Source organism: Kordia sp., from assembly GCF_022447245.1.
Taxonomy (GTDB): Bacteria; Bacteroidota; Bacteroidia; order Flavobacteriales; family Flavobacteriaceae; genus Kordia.
This window is the reverse complement of sequence record NZ_JAKVBC010000008.1, coordinates 82,285-102,293: the sequence shown is the minus strand read 5'-3', so window position 1 is coordinate 102,293 and position 20,009 is coordinate 82,285. Positions and strand designations below refer to the sequence as shown.

The following is a 20,009-nucleotide window of genomic DNA, read 5'->3' as shown; positions in this document are numbered from 1 at the left end:
GTTCTTTTTCGTCGTAGGTACTTTTACACAGATGCTTGTTACTTGGGATTATACAAATATGTACTACCATCCTTCTTTCCTTATTATATTAGATGTTAATGAATAAAAAATATATTATTATAATCAAATAGCTTTTTTATTACTACATTGTTTTTCAAAATAATCAACCAATGATAGTTACCATTTTAACCAAAGTATTACTTCCTTTATCGCTTGCCATTATTATGTTTGGGATGGGAATGACCTTAGTTCCAAAAGATTTTACACGAATTACAAAATATCCAAAAGCTGCATTTATCGGCATTATGAATCAGCTTGTATTTTTACCAATTATTGGATTTTCTTTAGCTATAGCCTTTGGATTGGATGCCACGATGGCCATTGGATTGATGATTTTAGCCGCAGCGCCTGGTGGACCAACTAGTAACTTAATCACTCAAATTTGTAGAGGAAATATTGCGCTATCTGTAACTTTGACAGCTATTGTCAGTTTTGCTACTATCTTAACAATTCCAATGATTTTATCGTATGCACTTGACTATTTTGGTGCTGATTCAAATGTTATAAAAGAGTTACCTGTTTTTGATATTATACTTCAAGTACTTGTCATTATTGTGATTCCAATTTCCATCGGAATGTTTGTGCGTCGTAAAAAGCCTGCATTCGCCACACGAATGGAAAATCCTATGCGAACAGCTTCAAGTGTAATTTTTGTCTTTATATTTGCTGCAATTGTAGTTGCTAAATGGAAGTTTTTAGGTGATGCAATGAAACAAGTTGGTTTGGTTACCTTGTTACTAAATGTAGCAACGATGGCACTTGGATATTTGACTGCTCGTTTATTTAAATTAAATTTAAAGGATTCCATTACTATTACCGTGGAAAGTGGTATTCAAAACGGGACACTTGCAATTGTTATTGCGACTACAGTTTTAAACAATTTAGATATGGCAATTCCAATTGTAGCGTATTCTATTTGGATGTTTATTACAGGAAGTATCTTAATGTGGTATTTTGGTAGTCGAAGAAATAATTCTATTGATCAATAATGAAACAACCGACAATACAAACACTTCCACAGAAAAAACTCATTGGGAAGTCTGCTCGCATGTCTTTAGTTCAAAATACAACTCCAGTACTTTGGAAAAGTTTTATGCAGCATAGAAAAAGTGTCAAGAATACAATTGGAACCGATTTGTATTCAATTCAAGTATATGATGACATTTCATATTTTAGAAATTTCAATCCGCAAACAGCATTCACAAAGTACGCCATGACTGAAGTTTCTAGTTTTGATACAATTCCAGAAGATATGGAAACCTTAACTATCGAAGCTGGATTGTACGCCGTTTTTATTTACAAAGGATTGCCTCAGCATTTTGCAAAAATGGCAACTTATATTTTTAGTCAATGGTTACCAAATTCAGAATATGCACTAGATAACAGGCCGCATTTTGAAGTTTTAGGCGATAAATATAAACCCGCTAGTGAAGATTCTGAAGAAGAAGTTTGGATTCCGATTAAAAAGTAAAATAGCCACTTTTAATATTTTTTAGAACAATATGATCGGTGAATTATTACAAAAATATACTGTAGAAAATTGGCAATTTCTAGATATTCAAAAAGAAACCTTAGCAAAGCGTTATAGTTGGATTAGCTCTCCTATGATCGAAATAAATAAAATACGACCTTGGGCTGTAAGAAATGATATTCGACAATTATTTTATTTTTGTGTATCGTATGAATCTATTCATGAATTTTCTGAAGCTCATAGCGAACTACTTACTGGTGAAAATATAAATCCGATACAGCTTCAACTCATCCATAATTTTTGTTATTCTAAAGAAGAAAATCATCAAGATTTAGACATTTTAATTGAGCGTAGTACTAATGATAAATTATTACACTTTATTTATGCTGTTTTAGATAGAGGCTTACTTTGGTATAATCCAGAACCTTGCTGGCCAAACGAACTTAGATATATTTTAAGAAATGGAAAAGCAATTATTGAATCTTCCATAAATCAAGGGAATTTGTCGCCCGTAACAACATTAGAACTCAAAGGTGTTGACTTGGTTACAACTGATGCAAATACGCATGTATATTATAAATTTCAAGTAATTTGTGAACAATTACAACATGGAAAAATATATACTGATATAAAAACCATTGCCAAACAAGCGCATATGGCTTTGATGCAATCAATTCAATTACAATTTGAATATCGAATTACTAGAATAGATCAAATTACGTTTGAACAAAAAATAGATCATATTTGTCATAAAGAAACTATTTGGTGTGCAAACTTATTAAAAAACGCATAATATGTACATTATATCTTTAACCTATAAAGTTCCTCTAGAAATTGTAGATCTACATTTAGAAGATCATATTGCCTATTTGAATTTACAATACGAATTGGGCAATTTTCATGCTTCTGGAAGAAAAGTTCCAAGAACTGGTGGTATTATTTTATCAAAAATTACAGACAAACTACAGCTTGCTACAATTCTAGAAAAAGATCCGTTTAAAATCCACGATTTAGCGGACTACAAGATTACCGAATTTATTCCAAGTAAAACCTGTGAAGAGTGGTCATTTTTGAAAGAATCGTAAAATGAGATATTTAAAAAAAGTTATACCCTGTTTCACGATGCTGTTAATTATTGGATGCTTTACTAAGACTCAACATAAAAACAGATTGTCAAACGATAGAAATATTTTTGAACCAGTAGGCAATGTATATTTTGACGACTTGTTAGCACAGGCAGCTGAAGAAAAAAAACCACTATTGCTATTTTTCACTGCTTACTCTGCAAGAAGTACTTCAAGAATGGAAGATTATATACGACAAAATAAAGCTATAATTAAACGGCTTAAAAGTGACTTCATATTTGTGCCATTACATCTTGACAATAAAGAAAAACTATCTAAAAATGAATTAGTTACCAATGAAATTACACAAAGAACGGTAGGTCAAAAATATTACAAATGGCAAGTAGAAAAATTTAAGACAAATGCACAACCATACTTTGTTATTATAGATGCAAAAGGAAATAAAGTTAAAGACATGATCTATACAAAAGACTTTTCTAAAATAAATGATTTTTTCCTAAAAAAATAGTTATTTCAGACCATAAACAACTGTTTATAAAACAAGTAGAAATCACTTAGATGAATATAATTTTATCGTCTATTTACAAGATTCTATCTAAGAAACATATAAAAAACAGTGCACTCGCTTTCTGCTTGCTTTTTATTATTATTTTTACAGTCTTACAAAATATTATAATATGTCAGTCGCAAAGAAACAGTACAAAAGAGTGACCACAAAGTCAGTGGTAGAGATGAAAAGCAATGGAGAAAAGATTTCCATGTTGACCGCTTACGATTATACCATGGCAAAGATTGTAGATGGCGCCGGAATTGATGTCATTCTTGTAGGTGATTCCGCTAGTAATGTAATGGCAGGACATGAAACTACATTGCCTATTACTTTGGATCAAATGATATATCATGCATCTTCTGTAATTAGAGCCGTAAAAAGAGCCTTGGTTGTGGTTGATATTCCTTTTGGAAGTTACCAATCTGATCCCAAAGAAGCCTTGCGTTCTGCGATTCGAATTATGAAAGAATCTGGTGGACATGCTGTAAAGGTAGAAGGTGGAAAGGAAATCAAAGAATCTGTTAAACGTATTTTGAATGCTGGAATTCCTGTGATGGGACATCTAGGATTGACACCTCAATCAATTTATAAATTTGGAACGTATACTGTTCGCGCCAAGGAAGAAGCGGAAGCTGAGAAATTGAAAGAAGATGCAAAAATGCTAGAAAAGGCAGGTTGTTTTGCTATTGTTTTGGAAAAAGTTCCTGCAAAATTGGCAAAAGAAGTTGCCCAAAGCTTAACGATTCCTGTAATTGGAATTGGTGCAGGGAACGGGGTTGATGGACAAGTTTTGGTTACGCATGATATGTTAGGAATGACACATGAGTTTAACCCACGATTTTTACGTCGCTATTTGAATATGTATGAAGAAATGACCAACGCATTTGAACAATATGCTGCCGATGTAAAGTCTGTAGATTTTCCGAATGATAAGGAGCAATACTAAGTTGTGAGTTGTGAGTTATATATATCATTACTTTATCATAACAAAACATCATTTCGAGTGATTTTCTATCATATCGAGCGCAGTCGAGATTTATAGAAAATTGTATCGAGTAACAATTTAATACCACAGATTTTAATTCACAAATAATTATATATTTAAAAAGCAGCAAATACATTGAAAGTTTTATCCAATAAAAATAATCTCCACGTACTATACGAGGACAATCATATCATTATTGTCAATAAGCGTGCTGGAGATATTGTACAAGGTGATAAAACTGGCGATAAACCACTCAGTGACGTTGTAAAAGAATACATTGCTGAGAAGTATAATAAACCTGGAAATGTGTTTTTGGGTGTTGTACACCGCTTAGACAGACCAACAACCGGAATTGTTGTTTTTGCGAGAACTTCCAAAGCATTACCTAGACTGAATGCACTTTTTGCAGAAAAAAAAGCGAAGAAAACCTATTGGGCAGTAGTTAAAAATCATCCGCCAAAACAAAGTGACACCTTAACACATTGGCTTCGAAAAAATCCTAAGAATAATAAATCAACAGCTTTTACGAAAGAGATTGTAGGAAGTAAGAAAGCTATTTTAGACTATGCTGTCAAGAAAACATTAGATCGTTATGTGTTACTTGAAATTGCATTACATACTGGAAGACATCATCAAATTAGAGCACAACTTTCTGCGATTGGCTGTAAGATAAAAGGCGATTTAAAGTATGGCTTTGATCGTAGTAATAAAGATGCGAGTATTCATTTGCACGCAAGAAAATTAGTCTTTACGCATCCTGTAAAGAAAGAACCTTTGGAAATTATTGCTCCACTTCCTAACGATCCTGTTTGGAATGCTTGCCTGCAATAAAATATTTCACTCAATACCTCAATCAACTATTTAACTATAAAGCAATTACGTATTCACCTAACCTGAATAAAGTTTCGCTTGTAAATCTTACTTTTTATTAACCACAAAATACCAAAATCATGAAAAAAAGAAGTATTAAAAACTTGAAGCTTAACAAAAAGTCAATTTCAAATTTTGAACAAAAAAAGGTAGTTGGAGCTGGAACGCAAAGATGTACTGGTTCTTGGTGTTGGATTTTATTAAATGAAGGTCCTTGTCCAAAGTAATCATAAAAAAAGCTGTCTAAGTCAGTTCATTGATTTAAACAGCTTTATTTCTAAATTTTACTTGATTCCTATTTAGATTCCTGCTTCAATAGCGTATAAAAACTTTTAAAGAAGCACTCAGCTACACTCATTACTGAGTTCTCAAGTCAAAATCACTGTAACCCTGAGTTGTAATTTTAATTCAAAATGGTGATCTGTCATTTGATCATTGGAAATGATGGTATTAATTGTCCTAACAATTTCTTTGGTTATCAAATCATTTTTATTTTACTAAATTGTCGTGAATCTTACTAAAGAAAATAAGTAGTTTACGATAATTAAAAAGAAGTTAATATGCATCTCATCAAAATGATCTTTAGATGCACATTAATATTGATCCAATTGGTTTTGACTTTCCTGTATGTCTTTCAGTTTTTTTGACTTCTCTGTAGTCTTTTTCGCCTTTCCATACTAGTTATTAATAATTATGTTTTTGCTCTGTTATAGAAAATAGAAATGGTTTAATAGAGTTTTCACCTTTGCAATATAAAATCCACAACAATCTATCAATTGACGTTAATTCTTTTGCTTTTTTAGTCAACTTCTGAAAAGTAAGACAGTGCTTTGTCTTGATTATTTCTAAATCGACTATTTCCCCAATCCTGCTAGGATTTTAATTCTCGTATCAGAAGCTTTTTTACTAGCTGTTTGAATTGCTAACTCATATATTTTTTTGGCTTCTTTGATACGATGTTCTTGTAACAACACTTGTGCTCTTTGTTGCAGGATACTAGCTTTTTTGGTATGATTTTTTGTTTGAAGAATAATACTATCAAAACTTCGAACAGTTTCTTCAATAGTAGTTACTTGTATTTCTTCAGGAATTTCCCATGTAATTTCTATTTTATCTTGGGCTAACACAGTCGTTTTTACAAGTATGCTCACGATTAAAAAGACATAAAGTCTACATGTATTATAATCTTTTCTTGAAAGTTTCAATATGGTACGTTTTAGGAATAGTTTATATAAAAATAGAAAAAACAAACTATTCTAAAACTGTTAATAACCTGTATAAAAAATCATCTGATTGGAAGCATGTTATGTTAAGATAAATTTCTACTTTTAGTTATAACCAATTACCTAAAATTATGCGTATTGAAAGTGGATTAAAGCTAGGCTTTAAAGATGTTATGATTCGTCCAAAACGTTCAACATTAAAAAGTCGTTCGCAGGTTTCTCTGGAACGAACTTTTAAGTTTTTACACAATTCCTATGAATGGACAGGCATTCCTGTTATGGCTGCCAACATGGATACTGTAGGAACCTTTGAAATAGCAAAGGTATTGGCTTCTAAACAACTATTTACAGTACTTCATAAACATTATTCGATTCAGGAATGGAATACATTCATAAATACTGCTCCAAATACGGTTATTCCACATATTGCTGTAAGTGCAGGAATTGGTGAAAAAGATAATGAAAAACTACATACTATTTTTTCCATACATCCACAGCTTAAATTTATTTGTATTGACGTAGCTAATGGCTATTCGCAACATTTCGTTGATTTTGTTAAACAAGCTCGCTCGCAATTCCCTGATAAGGTTATTATTGCAGGAAATGTAGTTACAGGCGAAATGGTAGAAGAATTGATTCTTTCTGGTGCAGATATTGTAAAAGTTGGTATTGGTCCAGGTTCTGTATGTACTACTCGTGTAAAAACAGGAGTTGGATACCCACAACTTTCTGCTATTATTGAATGTGCTGATGCTGCACACGGTTTGGGCGGACATATTATTTCTGACGGTGGTTGTACTACACCTGGTGATATTGCAAAAGCTTTTGGAGCTGGAGCTGATTTTGTTATGCTAGGTGGAATGCTTTCTGGACATCATGAAAGTGGTGGCGAATTGATTGAACGAAATGGTAAAAAATTCAAGCAATTTTATGGAATGAGTTCAGCTACGGCTATGGAAAAATATGTTGGTGGCGTAGCAGATTATAGAGCTTCAGAAGGAAAAACAGTAGAAATTCCATTGAAAGGACATGTTTCTGATACCGTTCATGATATTTTGGGAGGAATTCGCAGTACGTGTACATATGTTGGTGCTTCTCGATTGAAAGAGTTAACCAAGCGCACTACTTTTATTCGTGTTTCAGAGCAAGAAAATAGAATTTATGTATAAAAAACTCTCTTATTTAAAGATAAAAAAGGGAACATTATTACAATGTTCCCTTTCCATTTTTACGTGTCAAATAAAAACTTCTGGTATTAAGAATTTTCTTTTAGTGCATTGGTATGAAAGGCTACCAAGCCTTCTATAGGTCTTCTGGTAAAGTTTCCAACGGTAAATCCGAACTCTTTGGCTACTTCTTTGATTTCATCCTTTGAGAAAAATGCAATAGAGCCTGCAAAGTGTACAGGAACTGTTTTAATCTCTTCTGCGTATTGCATAATCATATTTTGTGCAAATTCTCTGAATCCATTTTTAATCAAATCTATGATATATTCAGAATCTTTGTGTAAAAACATAAATTCGGCAAAGCTTGCTAAGTAAGCATTTGGATTTGGCTGCTTGTAAAGGTTGTATTTTATGTAATCACTATCGAGGTTGAACCTTTCTTCAAAAGCTACACGAATGACATGTGGCATTTTGTTAAAATAATAATCGCGAATTAAAAGCTTTCCATAATAATTTCCACTGGCGTCATCCATTAAGGTATATCCCAGAGAATTTACACGCTGGTGCAAGGTTTCTCCATCATAATAACTACAATTAGAACCAGTTCCTTGTATACAAACGACTGCAGCTTCTGCTTTGTGATTCACTGTTGCATATACAGCTGCCAACGTATCTTCATTCACACTCACTATAGCATTTGGGAAAAAGTCTTCTAAAACTCCTTTTAGTAGTAAACGTGGATTTTCTGTTCCACAACCAGCGCCATAAAAGAAAACATGTGTAACCGTATGACGATGTGCTGAAAGTTCTTTGCTTTTTTTGATGGTTTTTTTCAATTTTTTTTCAGCTAAAATCGCAGGATTTAATCCTTTTGTTCGAAGCTTGTCTAGTAATTGATTTCCATCTTTGTCCACTGCAATCCAATCGCATTTTGTGGAGCCACTATCTACTAATAAAATCATGGTGTGAATATAAAATAAATTCCCAATTTTTCAGGAATGTTTTACGTGAAGTATGCAACCAAAATAAGCACAATTGAGTACAAAAATGTCAATTTTGCTTAGTTGTTTTTCACTATGAGTTATTTACGTGTAATGCTAAATCTACTAACTTGTTTGAATATCCAAATTCGTTGTCATACCAAGAAACAATCTTGTAGAATTTTGAACTTAATTCTATTCCTGCTCCAGCATCAAAGATACTTGTACGATCATCACTAACGAAATCTTGAGAAACAACCGGTTCTTCAGTATATCCTAAAATTCCATTTAATTCACCTTCTGAGGCTGCTTTGAATACATTTTTGATTTCTTCATAAGACGTTTCTTTTTCAAGTCTTACCGTTAAATCTACTACAGAAACATCAACCGTTGGTACACGGAATGCCATTCCTGTTAGCTTCCCATTTAATTTAGGAATTACTTTCCCTACTGCTTTTGCAGCTCCCGTAGTTGTTGGGATAATATTGTTTAAAGCAGAACGACCTAATCTGTAGTTTTTCTTTGATGGAGAATCTACTGTGTATTGTGTTGAGGTTGCAGCGTGAATTGTGGTCATTAATGCTTCATCAATTCCGAAGTTGTCATCTAAAACTTTTGCAATTGGCGCTAAACAGTTTGTTGTACAAGAAGCATTTGAAACAATTTTATCACTTGCTTTTACCTCATCGTGATTTACACCCATTACAAACATTGGCGCATCTTTAGAAGGTGCAGAAATTACAACTTTTTTAGCTCCTGCTTGAATATGGTAATCAGCCGTTTCTAAGGTTGTGAAAATCCCTGTACATTCCGCTACTACATCAACACCGGCTTCATCCCACTTTAAGTTTTTCGGATCTCTTTCCGCAGTTACACGAATTGTTTTTCCATCTACCACAAGATTTCCATCTTTTACTTCAATTTTTCCATCAAAACGTCCGTGTACAGAATCGTATTCTAATAAATATGCCAAGTGATTTACATCCAACAAATCATTAATAGCAACTACATCTACATTGTCACGTTTCAACGTTGCCCTAAACACTATTCTTCCTATTCTTCCAAATCCGTTTATTCCTAATTTTGTCATTTGTTTTCTTTTTGCTTACTATTTTATTTATACTGATAGTATATCAGATATTCTCAATAATTCTTTGTTAATATTATGTTCGCCTTTTACAGCTTTCTCAATACTTGTTACTTGCATTTTATTGTCTGAGACTCCAACCATTACATTTGATTGTCCGTCTAAGATCAATTCTACTGCTTTTACGCCCATTCTACTTGCCAATACTCTGTCAAAGCACGTGGGTTTTCCTCCACGTTGCATGTGTCCTAATACAGAGACACGCGCTTCATAATCAGGTAAGTTTTCAGTGACATATTCTGCCAATTCAAAAACATTTTTACCAATTTTATCTCCTTCAGATACTACAACAATACTTGATGATTTTCCGCTTCTACGACTACGCTGTAGTGATTCAAGCAACCGTTCTAAACCTAAATCTTCTTCTGGAATTAAGATTTCTTCTGCTCCTGCTCCAACTCCTGCGTTTAGGGCAATAAATCCAGCATCGCGTCCCATAACTTCTACAAAGAAAAGTCGGTTATGTGAACTTGCCGTATCTCGAATTTTATCAATCGCTTCTACAACTGTATTTAATGCGGTATCGTATCCAATCGTGAATTTTGTACCATAAATATCATTATCAATCGTACCTGGCACACCAATTACAGGAATATCGTATTCTTTGCTAAAAATCATTCCTCCTGTAAACGTACCATCACCACCAATTAATACCATTGCTTCTACGCCTTCTTCTACTAAATTATCGTAGGCTTTTTTTCGTCCTTCTTTGGTTTTGAATTCCATAGAACGCGCCGATTTTAAAATCGTTCCACCTTCACTAACAATGTTTTTTACACTACGTGCTGTTAGTTCCGTACTATCGGCTTCAATCATACCTTGATAACCTCTAAAATAGCCTACACATTTTACATTATAATATGAACAAGCTCTTGCTACAGCTCTAATCGCAGCATTCATTCCCGGAGCATCTCCTCCAGAGGTCATTACGCCTATTTTTTTGATGTTATTTTGCATGCAATCTTTGATTTGAATAGTAAAGCTAGGAAACTTATTTTGATTTCAAAGTACGCTTTACACGAATTTTACATGGTTTTAAAATTTCAAACGTTTTCGTTAATAAGTTCTCAGAATTTTAACGTTTTACGCCACGTTTTTTCTAGTATTTTCAAGTTTTTCCAGTTTGAAAATGAGAGGATTTTATTTTTTTGAAATTGATTTTTAGATTAAAAATTCACAAAAAAATGAACGTTAATTTGACGCTCTTTTTTGGTCCTAAAAAAGTTTAATATGAAGTTTTTTTGAAAAAGATTTTTAATAAAAAACAGGAAAGAGTTTTATTGAAAATACTCGTGAAATTATTCTTCTTTTTTATTGTCTGCTTTTTTAGATTTCTCAGTAGCTTTTTTGGAAGTCTCTTTCTCTTTTTTAGTATCTTCCTTTTGGGAATCTTTTTTTGTTTCTTTTTTAAATTCTTTTTTGGTAGTGAATGTTACAACTCCTCCTCCTACTTGGTTTTTCTCTTCTTCTTTTTTCTTCTTTTCCTCAGCCATTTTCTTTTTCCCTTTGAAGACTTTATCTACCAATTCTTTTAAGGTGTCGAAATCTACTTGGTATGATAATCCAATTCCTTGTGTGAATCCTTCGATTTCGCCTACATATTGAATTTGATTTTGTCTATTGAAGATTTTTGCCGTAAGCGTACGATCTTCATTTAAAGAGATTTCGATTTCAGCATCACCAACAATGGCAGTTTGCGTAACACCACCAACAGGAACTCCAATCTGTCCATTAAAGGTAATCTTATCACTAATTTGACTCGAAACGGTCAATCCTAATTGATCGGCAGTCTCTAAATTCAACGAACGATCAGCTTGACTATAATTTAATGCAAAATTTAGTTTGTTATCACCATCGCCAGCAAATGCGTCATTTACAATACTTGTCGCAGTTTCTATCAAGTTTCCTGTTAACACATTTTGATTAATATTTACATTATTTACAAACCTTCCTTGTGACAATAATGATAGAGCCTGCAAGCGACGTTTGTCATCGTCATTGAGTAAGAAATCCATCAATTCGGAGTTTGCGCCACCTTGAGTAGTTGGAAATGTAATATTAAATAACGGATCAGGTTTCATTAAATCACCTGTCAATCGGATTCCTACCTCTACCGGAATCTTTTTATTATACGTTGGTGCATCTAACAATACATCAGGATTTGCCTGTAAATTATAGACAGCTTCTACATTTAACTGAGCTTTAAATGGATCTCCTTCCCAGCGTATGGTTCCTAAGGGTTTTAGCGTGAATTTCTTATTTATGATCCCACGATATTTAAAGTTGTATTCTCCTGTATCAGTAATGAAATCTCCAAACATATTGAATTTTCCGTTGGTATTAATTTGCATTAACAAATTTCCAAATCCTCTTCCTTTGATACTACTTCCTGCTTTCTTATCTACAACTATTTCAACCTCTGCATCAGGGGTCACATCTAAATTAAATTCCAGATCGAGTCCCATAAAATCATCAAAAGAATTTATTCTTTCAATATTAGGATTAAAAAAATCTTCTTTAGTTACAAACTTTATAAAAGAAGCATCTCCCACAGAAGCAACGTCACTAATTGGTATTTTTAAAGATGTCCCTTTTTCTGTAGTTCCATTGACTTTGATCACCAACTGATCCGTAGGGCCTGTTAAGAAAGCTTCTCCTCTTAAATATCCTGTTCCATAATATAAAATTTCTTCATCTTCGTCTTCTTCCGTATTCAACACCAGCAAGCGATCTGTGGATAGTCTTAATCCTAATTCCCAATTATCAAAAGAGGTATGCTTGATAGTCCCGTTTAGTTGACCTTTGGTATAATCTTGTGTATCTAAAATGGTAACATTATCGAATTCAAAAGTTTGATCATATAGTTTTATGATAGAACTGTTCGCTAAATCCAAATCTACATTTAGGTATGGAATGTACAATCCACCTGCAAGCATACTCAGCTCTCCATTGATGGCCGGATTACTAAGGTTTCCAATGACTTTGGCTTCACCTGATATTAACCCGCGAATGTCGGTGATGACGTCTTCTCCGAGTGCACTAAATGGTGATATATCAAATCTCGTAATTTTGGTATCTACATTAATGATATTCACATTACTGGCTACATTTATATAACCTACTGCCGTGAGAGACTCCAACGTTTCGTTGACCAGTTTAGCATTTACACCAAATTGTTCCAAACGTTCATCACCTATGATGTCAATATTTAAATCTCCCAATAGTTTATCATTGACTTCCAAAGATGCAATTCCAAGTTTTGATTTTGGAATGTAACCGCCATTTATTTGTTTGATATCAAGTTTCCCATTGACTTTTCCGCGTAAGCGAATACTATCAATGGATGGTGTTATTTTTTCTAATCCTACATTTAGAAATCCAAGTTTAATGCTTTTGTTGTTTTTGCCAAGAAGTTGTCCTTCCAAATCGATCTTTTCATCATTATGATTCATTACAATTTTTTCTATGAAGATAGAGTCAAATTCTTTGTCAAAAATAAATCTGTTTTTACGATCATTTTGTTCATTTATGAACCATTTATTTCCGCGGAATGAAACATCAGATTTTTTAAGTCCTACAACCGATTTATTTGTATTATCAATCGTATGATAGAAACTTAAATTATAATTATCATCAACTCCTTTCCCTCCTTTAAATTCTGTTTTAAAGAACAACGTATCATTCAACGTTTTATTAATCAGACTAAACTCTGAAGCATCATACCATTTAGTCTTTATATTGGCAATATCTATAAAGGCATTGAATACAGGATTTTTATTGTCAATGATCATTTCCACATTGTCAATTGTATTTTTATAAGCTACGATTTGTGGTGTTTTAAAGGTAAGTTTGAATTCATTATCGTCACCGTTAATACTTCCACGAAGTGATGTTTTTTTGGACAATTCTACACCTGGCAAAAATAAATCTACAATTTTATTGTAAATTTTAAAGTTGAAGTTTAAGTATTGATTTGGAAGTACTTCAATCGGTATGTAATTAGCATAAATACTTCCCACAGAATTTTGTACTAAATCTAAAACTTCATCAAAATAAAAGCGGCCAGTAAGTGTTCCTGTTATTATATCAGGCGAATCTACACTGAGCTTTCTGATGTCTTTATCAAATTCAGAATGTACGCTAAAGTTTTTAAATGCATAAGTTGCATTTTGATTGGTATAGGACATTTTCTTAAAGAATATATCGCCTGCCATGTCATCAATGGTATTTCCAACAAGATCAAACACCATATCACCTTTTAACAATGAGATTCTGTCTCGCTCTACAAAATTCAACTTGTTTAGATCTAAAGTATTGATAGAAGCTCTAAATCGGAATTCATTTTCAGTACCAGCAAAATTCACCAATCCTTCAAAGTTAAAATCTGCATTTGGATCTTTTGACACTAAACTTCCGTCAAATAACTGATCTTTTAAAACTCCAGAAACATTGAGATTTTTATACATATAATCATTGTAAAATATAGAACTTACCGTTCCAATGACTTCTGTATTAAGACTTTCCTCAGTAAATCCTTTTCCATCTACAAATGCGTCCGATGAAATAGTTCCTAACACTGGATCATTTAAGTATATACCCAAATTAAAGTTTTCAAACTTAATGCCTCCATTGTAGAAAGCATTTTCTCGATCACCGACATCAACAATATTAATATCTAATATCGTTTTTCCTATGTCTGTGTTTATCTGGACATCAGCATTGATAATATTTTCAGTAATTTCAGTGATTCCTGTCATGTTGAATTGCCCTAAACGATTTAAGTTTTTTGGCAAATTGACTCCTAAGATATTGGGTAATAATGTGGTTAACTGATAGTTATTTGATGAAAAGCGGTCAAACTCACCTTTCATGTAAAACATTCTACTCGAATTGAATAGGTTTTTATACTGCACATCACCTTTTATCACTGTACTTGGCGATCTAAAGTCAAAGTTTTTTGTAGTGAAATCATTTAAAACACCAACTATTTCTGTGTTAAGCTTGCCTTTTTTATTCCCAAACTCATCGTAGAAATAATTAAGTTCGCTGAAATCAATTTCTGAATCTGTAAACTTTGCAGAGATTTTTACTTTGTCTAAGAACTTTGCAAAATCCTTTCGTTCATAATCAAACACAACTTCTCCATTTAACTGAGAATTGTCTGTTTTTATGAGCAAATTATCAAAGCGCATTTGTGTCAACGTATAATGAAATATGGTATTCATTTCATTGACTCGTAGTCCGTGTGTATCTAAAAACGTTAAACCTTGAACATCTCCTGATACATTTGGACCTTGTACTTTGAAGTCATAAACATTTCCTGAAAGCTCTTCAAAATCGAGCATATCTGGCGTTTGATTATTTTGATCTTTGTATCTAAACTTACTATTGCTCAGGTTCAACTTTGAACTCGTCAATAGGAAATTGGAAGGCGTTCCGTCGGAAGGTTCTGAGTCAAGTTTGGCAATAAAAACATCTAACGTAGTATCAATAGAATCTTTTTCAGTGTTAATATTTAGCGTTAAGCCTTCAATATTTACAGTACCAAACTCGAGTTTATTATTCAACGCATTATTAAAACTTAAGATTGAGGTTTCTAGGGCATTGATATGTATTAACGTATCTTTTAGATAATCTTCAATATAAATATCTTTCAGTGAAATATCGCCATTCCACTTTAACCCAATACGTTCAATATTGATATTGGTATTGTACTTTTCGTTTAGCCAATTGGTTGCCTTTTTTCCAATTGCAGTTTGTACTGCAGGAATCGAAAAAATAATCAACAACAAGAGGAATAGCAGTATGATTGCTAATAATACACGTTTGATTATTTTCCAGGTTCTTTTAATGATAGTTTTTATTAAAGGTTATGCATCTTAACGACACTGCAAATTCACAAAAAAAATATTACAAAACACGATGTTTAGCATATCTTTGTGAATTTATAACAATTTTTATGCCTTTTAAAACGTATGAGCACAAAAGATGTATATATTCTAGCTATTGAATCGTCTTGTGATGATACTTCTGCTGCTGTATTACAAAATGGAAAAGTATTGTCAAATGTTATAGCCAATCAAAAAATTCACGAAGCCTATGGTGGCGTTGTTCCGGAATTGGCTTCAAGGGCACATCAACAAAATATTGTTCCAGTTGTGCATCAAGCACTAACTAATGCAAATATCGATAAAAAACAGCTAAATGCCATAGCTTTCACGCGCGGACCAGGATTGATGGGATCATTACTCGTTGGAACTTCCTTTGCTAAGTCTTTAGCACTTGGTTTGGCGATTCCTTTGATTGAAGTAAATCACATGCAAGCGCATATTTTAGCACACTTTATTGAAGATGAAGCGCAGACAATTCCTGAGTTTCCTTTTTTGGCAATGACTATTTCTGGTGGACATACACAAATTGTAGTCGTTAAAGATCATTTTGACATGGAAGTGATTGGTGAAACGATTGATGACGCCGTTGGAGAAGCGTATGATAAGAGTGGGAAAATTTTAGGTTTGAACTATCCTGCAGGACCTGCTATTGATAAATTGGCAAATGAAGGCAATCCAAAAGCATTTCCTTTTCCAAAACCGAAAGTGGAAGGATTGAATTTTAGTTTTTCAGGATTGAAAACCGCTATTTTATATTTTGTGCAGCGACAAACTAAAGAAAATCCAAACTTTGTTAAAGAGAATCTTAACGATATTTGTGCGTCTATACAATATACCATTGTGAATATTATTTTAGACAAATTGAAAAAAGCATCTAAACAAACTGGCATTAAAACCATTGCTATTGGTGGTGGTGTTTCTGCAAATTCTGCAATACGAAAAGCCCTGAAAGATGGCGAGTTTAAGTATGGCTGGGCAACACATATTCCAAAGTTTGCTTATACGACAGATAATGCTGCTATGATTGGAATTGTGGGTTACTTAAAATATTTAAAAGAAGATTTTACCGACGAAGCTGTAACTGCGAATTCTCGAATTAAGATTTAACCTTTTTCATTACTCCATATCTCGAGATATATAGTATTGACTTTAGAAATCAGTCAAATATGATCTGATTTTTTTTTGAAAATTTATCGCTATTTATTTCGCGACTACGAGTGTTAAGTCTGGAGAATTATATTTTCTACTTTTCTGTTTTACTAATTTTTAAAATTATTTTACAATGAAAAAAGAGATCTTAAATCCTTAAAGTTGAACAGAAAGTCTATTTCCAAATTTCAAATTGGAGATCTTTCTGGAGGTAATGATGGATCATGGCTTTTCCTGATTGCGATACACATCCTAGAATATGTTACACTGACTATTGCCCATCATATCCTGTTTGTTACACAACTGATCCAGGAGAAATGGGACCTTGCTACAGAATTTTAATATATAAGCGAACTTCGGTTCGCTTTTTTCATGTAACATAGTGTTTAAAGTAACTATCAATAAATTCAATGACTATTTTATTGGATTGCCTATCTTCGTAAAATATATAAACAATACATTCATGACTACACAGTACATGGCATCTGACGAGCGTTTGGCAAATCGTATTCGAGAACAACTTACTTTTTTTAAAGAAACTTTTACTGAGAAGAAAATGTTTGGTGGGATTTGCTTTTTGTATGAAGGAAAAATGACCGTTGGAATTGCCAAAAACAATTTAATGGCACGTGTAAAATTAGAAAAGATGGAAGAAAATCTTGCCAAAGACTTTGTTCGTCCAATGGATTTTACCAAAAAACCGATGAAAGAGTTTATTTATGTTTACTCAGAAGGTTTTGAAACCGAATTAGCTTTGCTACAATGGATTGAACTCTGATTGGAACATGCCAAGCATAAATTGATTCAATAGTTTTATATTTATCCCTCAAAATACAGCATTAAACAGTTAAAGATTTCGCATGCAACTTTTTTACTCTCCCGATTTAACTCCAGAAACTAGTCACTATACATTTTCTAAAGAAGAAAGTAGACATATTGTACGCGTGTTGCGTAAAAAAGAAAATGACATACTTCACATCACAAACGGTAAAGGATATATTTTTTCAGCAAAGGTTATGTTAGCTGATCAAAAGAATTGCATTGTTGAGGTGACTTCGTTTGAATTTCAGAAATCGAAAAACTATCGATTGCATTTGGCAGTAGCGCCTACAAAAATGAACGATCGCTACGAATGGTTTTTAGAAAAAGCTACCGAAATAGGAATTGATACTATTACACCAATTATTTGTGATAGATCGGAACGAAAAGTGATCAAAGCAGAACGTTTTGAAAAAATTATTCAAGCAGCAACCAAACAGTCCTTAACTCCCTATTTCCCTGAATTGAACCCTTTGACCTCTTTTAAAGAGTTTATCAATTCACATACAAACGACCAATTGTTTATTGCGCATTGCGAAGTGAATCAAAAACAATCGTTGAAACAAGCATTAGAAATCGATAAAGATGTAACCATTTTGATTGGTCCTGAAGGTGATTTTTCTTCAAAAGAGATTGAATTGGCATTAAATAACAATTATGTTCCTGTAACCTTAGGCGATACGCGTTTACGTACTGAAACAGCCGCAATTGTGGCGTGTCATTCTGTGGCGTTTTTGAATCAAGAATAATTCTCTTGTTCTGTGAAGTTGAATCAAGTTCAGCTTGACGTATATTTCTATAGATTATTAAATAAAAGCAAAGCGGGTCTAAACATATAACATTCTAAAAATCTAGCCGCTGTGCACTTACTATATCTTTCTGATCATTTTCAAGGATAAAAAATACACTTAGTTCATCTTTCTCAGTTACAATTTTTGGTATATCAATGCTATAATTTCCGTTTGCGGTTAAATTTGAAACATAACTTTCATTTACCACAATATTGTGATTTTTTAAGGTTCTTTTGGCATTTTCTCCACGCTTTACGTTTGTCGTACGTTCTTTGATTGCCAATATAACTCGCGCTTTTGCTTTGGAAGTGTTTCCGTCAATCTTATAATTAAATTTGATCTTTTTTGATGTATGTTCTTTCGCGCCAAACGAAATATCAAATTGAGAAGACTTGTTTTTATATTCTTTAATTTTCGCATACATTTTAGAACGATTAGAACCCACAAAATGCTCCTGTCCGTTTACAATAACGGCTGGCGTATACACTTGATTGTCTCTAAATTTTCGAGCATACGAACGTTGTTTTTGGGTAAATTCCTTTTGACTAAATGGATCTGTCCAACCAATATAATTCCAATAATCAACATGATAGGATAAGGTAAATACTTGATCATTTTCAAACTCCTTTCCTACTTTCTCTAACAATACATCTGCACTAGGACAGCTAGAACATCCTTGTGACGTAAATAGTTCTAAAACTACTACTGGTTTCTGTTTTTTATCGATCAAATTCGTAAAAGAAGCTAAAAATACGAGTGTAAAAAGTGAAAGTGTTATTAAATATTTTCGTTTCATAATCTTAAAGTTTACCTTGCAATACATAAGACGATTTTACATGAAGAAGCTTACGTTATTTTTATTTTTATTGAGTTTTTCGCTCACATACTCGCAAGAAATTGCCATTTTAAAGTATTCTGGCGGTGGCGATTGGTATTCAAATCCGACTGCGCTACCAAACTTGATCAAGTTTTGCAATCAAAATATAAATACAGCGATCAAAGCCAAACCACAAACGGTAGAAGTTGGAAGTACAGATTTGTTTCAGTTTCCAATTGTACATATGACAGGACATGGAAATGTGTTTTTTTCAGAAGATGATGCCGAAAATCTACGCAAGTATTTGACTTCTGGTGGTTTTGTTCATATTGATGATAATTACGGAATGAATCAATACATTCGTAAAGAACTCAAAAAAGTCTTTCCGAATCAAGAATTACGCGAAATTCCAGCTACGCATCCTATTTTTAAACAACCGTACTCTTTCCCAAAAGGATTGCCTAAAATACATGAACATGATGGTTTGCGTCCGCAAGCTTTAGGTTTGTTTTATGAAAATAGATTGGTATTACTGTTTACTTTTGAAAGTGATTTAGGCGATGGTTGGGAAAATAAAGAAATCCATAACGATTCTGATGAGGTTCGTCTAAAAGCACTGCAAATGGGCGCTAATATTGTCAATTACGCTTTTAAGCATTAAGATGAGTTATAATTTGTTTTTAGATGATATTCGTGTGCCCGAAATGGTATATCGAAATCCAGATGATTATGATTTTGTAATTGTTCGTACCTTCGAAAAATTTGTAGCATATATTGAAGCCAATGGACTTCCAAAGTATATTAGTTTTGATAATGATTTAGGACTAAACGTAGCTGGCGAAGTTGCCGAAGATGGTTACGCAGCTGCAAAATGGTTGGTATATCATTCAGGTTTAAATTTGATCAATTTTGAGTTTTACGTGCATTCTGCAAATCCAGTGGCAGCTAAACAAATTGAAGGTTTACTTACCAATTACATCAATCATTTACATTCAAATTCTTAGT

Annotated in this window: 20 protein-coding genes; 14 read left to right on the top strand and 6 right to left on the bottom strand. The window is 33.0% G+C overall.

Annotation, left to right across the window (positions count from 1 at the left end; genetic code table 11):
- Window positions 1–170: 170 nt before the first annotated feature.
- The 8 genes from MK119_RS07515 (at window position 171) to MK119_RS07480 (ending at window position 5,248) form a co-directional block, all read left to right on the top strand.
- A complete protein-coding gene (locus tag MK119_RS07515) occupies window positions 171–1,049 on the top strand; it encodes a bile acid:sodium symporter family protein (RefSeq protein WP_290672488.1) in 879 nt (292 codons plus the stop codon).
- Window positions 1,049–1,531 carry a GyrI-like domain-containing protein gene (locus MK119_RS07510; protein WP_290672485.1) on the top strand — a complete coding sequence of 161 codons (483 nt, stop codon included), beginning with the start codon at window positions 1,049–1,051 and terminating at the stop codon, window positions 1,529–1,531. Before MK119_RS07515 ends, MK119_RS07510 begins: the two co-directional genes overlap by 1 nt.
- Window positions 1,532–1,562: 31 nt before the next feature.
- Window positions 1,563–2,324: a hypothetical protein gene (locus MK119_RS07505; protein WP_290672482.1), complete on the top strand. Its 762-nt coding sequence runs from the start codon at window positions 1,563–1,565 to the stop codon at window positions 2,322–2,324.
- Between the two features lies 1 nt (window position 2,325).
- On the top strand, window positions 2,326–2,616 hold the full coding sequence (locus tag MK119_RS07500; RefSeq protein WP_290672479.1) for a YciI family protein: 291 nt from the start codon (window positions 2,326–2,328) through the stop codon (window positions 2,614–2,616).
- 1 nt (window position 2,617) lies between these two features.
- On the top strand, window positions 2,618–3,124 hold the full coding sequence (locus tag MK119_RS07495) for a hypothetical protein (RefSeq protein ID WP_290672476.1): 507 nt from the start codon (window positions 2,618–2,620) through the stop codon (window positions 3,122–3,124).
- A gap of 169 nt (window positions 3,125–3,293) precedes the next feature.
- Window positions 3,294–4,112 (top strand): 3-methyl-2-oxobutanoate hydroxymethyltransferase, encoded by an 819-nt coding sequence (gene panB / locus MK119_RS07490; RefSeq protein ID WP_290672473.1) that lies wholly within the window; start codon window positions 3,294–3,296, stop codon window positions 4,110–4,112.
- A 174-nt stretch (window positions 4,113–4,286) separates the two neighbouring features.
- On the top strand, window positions 4,287–4,982 hold the full coding sequence (locus MK119_RS07485) for an RluA family pseudouridine synthase (protein WP_290672470.1): 696 nt from the start codon (window positions 4,287–4,289) through the stop codon (window positions 4,980–4,982).
- Between the two features lie 119 nt (window positions 4,983–5,101).
- Entirely contained in the window at window positions 5,102–5,248 is a 147-nt protein-coding gene (locus tag MK119_RS07480; RefSeq protein WP_290672467.1) for a hypothetical protein, read from the top strand.
- A gap of 627 nt (window positions 5,249–5,875) precedes the next feature.
- Here MK119_RS07480 and MK119_RS07475 read toward each other — a convergent pair.
- Entirely contained in the window at window positions 5,876–6,172 is a 297-nt protein-coding gene (locus MK119_RS07475) for a hypothetical protein (protein WP_290672464.1), read from the bottom strand.
- 203 nt (window positions 6,173–6,375) lie between these two features.
- Between MK119_RS07475 and MK119_RS07470 the strand changes: the two genes are divergently transcribed.
- Entirely contained in the window at window positions 6,376–7,413 is a 1,038-nt protein-coding gene (locus tag MK119_RS07470) for a GMP reductase (RefSeq protein ID WP_290672461.1), read from the top strand.
- A gap of 86 nt (window positions 7,414–7,499) precedes the next feature.
- Here MK119_RS07470 and MK119_RS07465 read toward each other — a convergent pair whose 3' ends face one another.
- The 4 genes from MK119_RS07465 to MK119_RS07450 all read right to left on the bottom strand — a co-directional run bounded on the left by MK119_RS07465 (window position 7,500) and on the right by MK119_RS07450 (window position 15,323).
- A complete protein-coding gene (locus tag MK119_RS07465; RefSeq protein WP_290672458.1) occupies window positions 7,500–8,372 on the bottom strand; it encodes an N-acetylglucosamine kinase in 873 nt (290 codons plus the stop codon).
- 112 nt (window positions 8,373–8,484) lie between these two features.
- On the bottom strand, window positions 8,485–9,480 hold the full coding sequence (gap, locus tag MK119_RS07460; RefSeq protein WP_290672455.1) for a type I glyceraldehyde-3-phosphate dehydrogenase: 996 nt from the start codon (window positions 9,478–9,480) through the stop codon (window positions 8,485–8,487).
- 27 nt (window positions 9,481–9,507) lie between these two features.
- On the bottom strand, window positions 9,508–10,494 hold the full coding sequence (gene pfkA, locus MK119_RS07455) for a 6-phosphofructokinase (RefSeq protein ID WP_290672453.1): 987 nt from the start codon (window positions 10,492–10,494) through the stop codon (window positions 9,508–9,510).
- A gap of 341 nt (window positions 10,495–10,835) precedes the next feature.
- Window positions 10,836–15,323: a translocation/assembly module TamB gene (locus tag MK119_RS07450; protein ID WP_290672450.1), complete on the bottom strand. Its 4,488-nt coding sequence runs from the start codon at window positions 15,321–15,323 to the stop codon at window positions 10,836–10,838.
- 189 nt (window positions 15,324–15,512) lie between these two features.
- Here MK119_RS07450 and tsaD point away from each other — a divergent pair, with 189 nt between their 5' ends.
- The 3 genes from tsaD (at window position 15,513) to MK119_RS07435 (ending at window position 18,145) form a co-directional block, all read left to right on the top strand.
- Window positions 15,513–16,535 carry a tRNA (adenosine(37)-N6)-threonylcarbamoyltransferase complex transferase subunit TsaD gene (gene tsaD, locus MK119_RS07445; RefSeq protein ID WP_290672447.1) on the top strand — a complete coding sequence of 341 codons (1,023 nt, stop codon included), beginning with the start codon at window positions 15,513–15,515 and terminating at the stop codon, window positions 16,533–16,535.
- Between the two features lie 505 nt (window positions 16,536–17,040).
- Window positions 17,041–17,355 carry a TfoX/Sxy family protein gene (locus MK119_RS07440; RefSeq protein ID WP_290672445.1) on the top strand — a complete coding sequence of 105 codons (315 nt, stop codon included), beginning with the start codon at window positions 17,041–17,043 and terminating at the stop codon, window positions 17,353–17,355.
- 82 nt (window positions 17,356–17,437) lie between these two features.
- Entirely contained in the window at window positions 17,438–18,145 is a 708-nt protein-coding gene (locus MK119_RS07435; protein WP_290672442.1) for a 16S rRNA (uracil(1498)-N(3))-methyltransferase, read from the top strand.
- A 94-nt stretch (window positions 18,146–18,239) separates the two neighbouring features.
- Here MK119_RS07435 and MK119_RS07430 read toward each other — a convergent pair whose 3' ends face one another.
- Window positions 18,240–18,983, bottom strand: a complete 744-nt coding sequence (locus tag MK119_RS07430) for a thioredoxin family protein (protein ID WP_290672439.1) — start codon at window positions 18,981–18,983, stop codon at window positions 18,240–18,242.
- A 40-nt stretch (window positions 18,984–19,023) separates the two neighbouring features.
- Here MK119_RS07430 and MK119_RS07425 point away from each other — a divergent pair, with 40 nt between their 5' ends.
- Window positions 19,024–19,665, top strand: a complete 642-nt coding sequence (locus MK119_RS07425; RefSeq protein WP_290672436.1) for a DUF4159 domain-containing protein — start codon at window positions 19,024–19,026, stop codon at window positions 19,663–19,665.
- Window position 19,666: 1 nt separating this feature from the next.
- Complete coding sequence (locus tag MK119_RS07420) at window positions 19,667–20,008, top strand: cyclic-phosphate processing receiver domain-containing protein (protein WP_290672434.1); 342 nt, start codon at window positions 19,667–19,669, stop codon at window positions 20,006–20,008.
- Window position 20,009 lies beyond the last annotated feature (1 nt).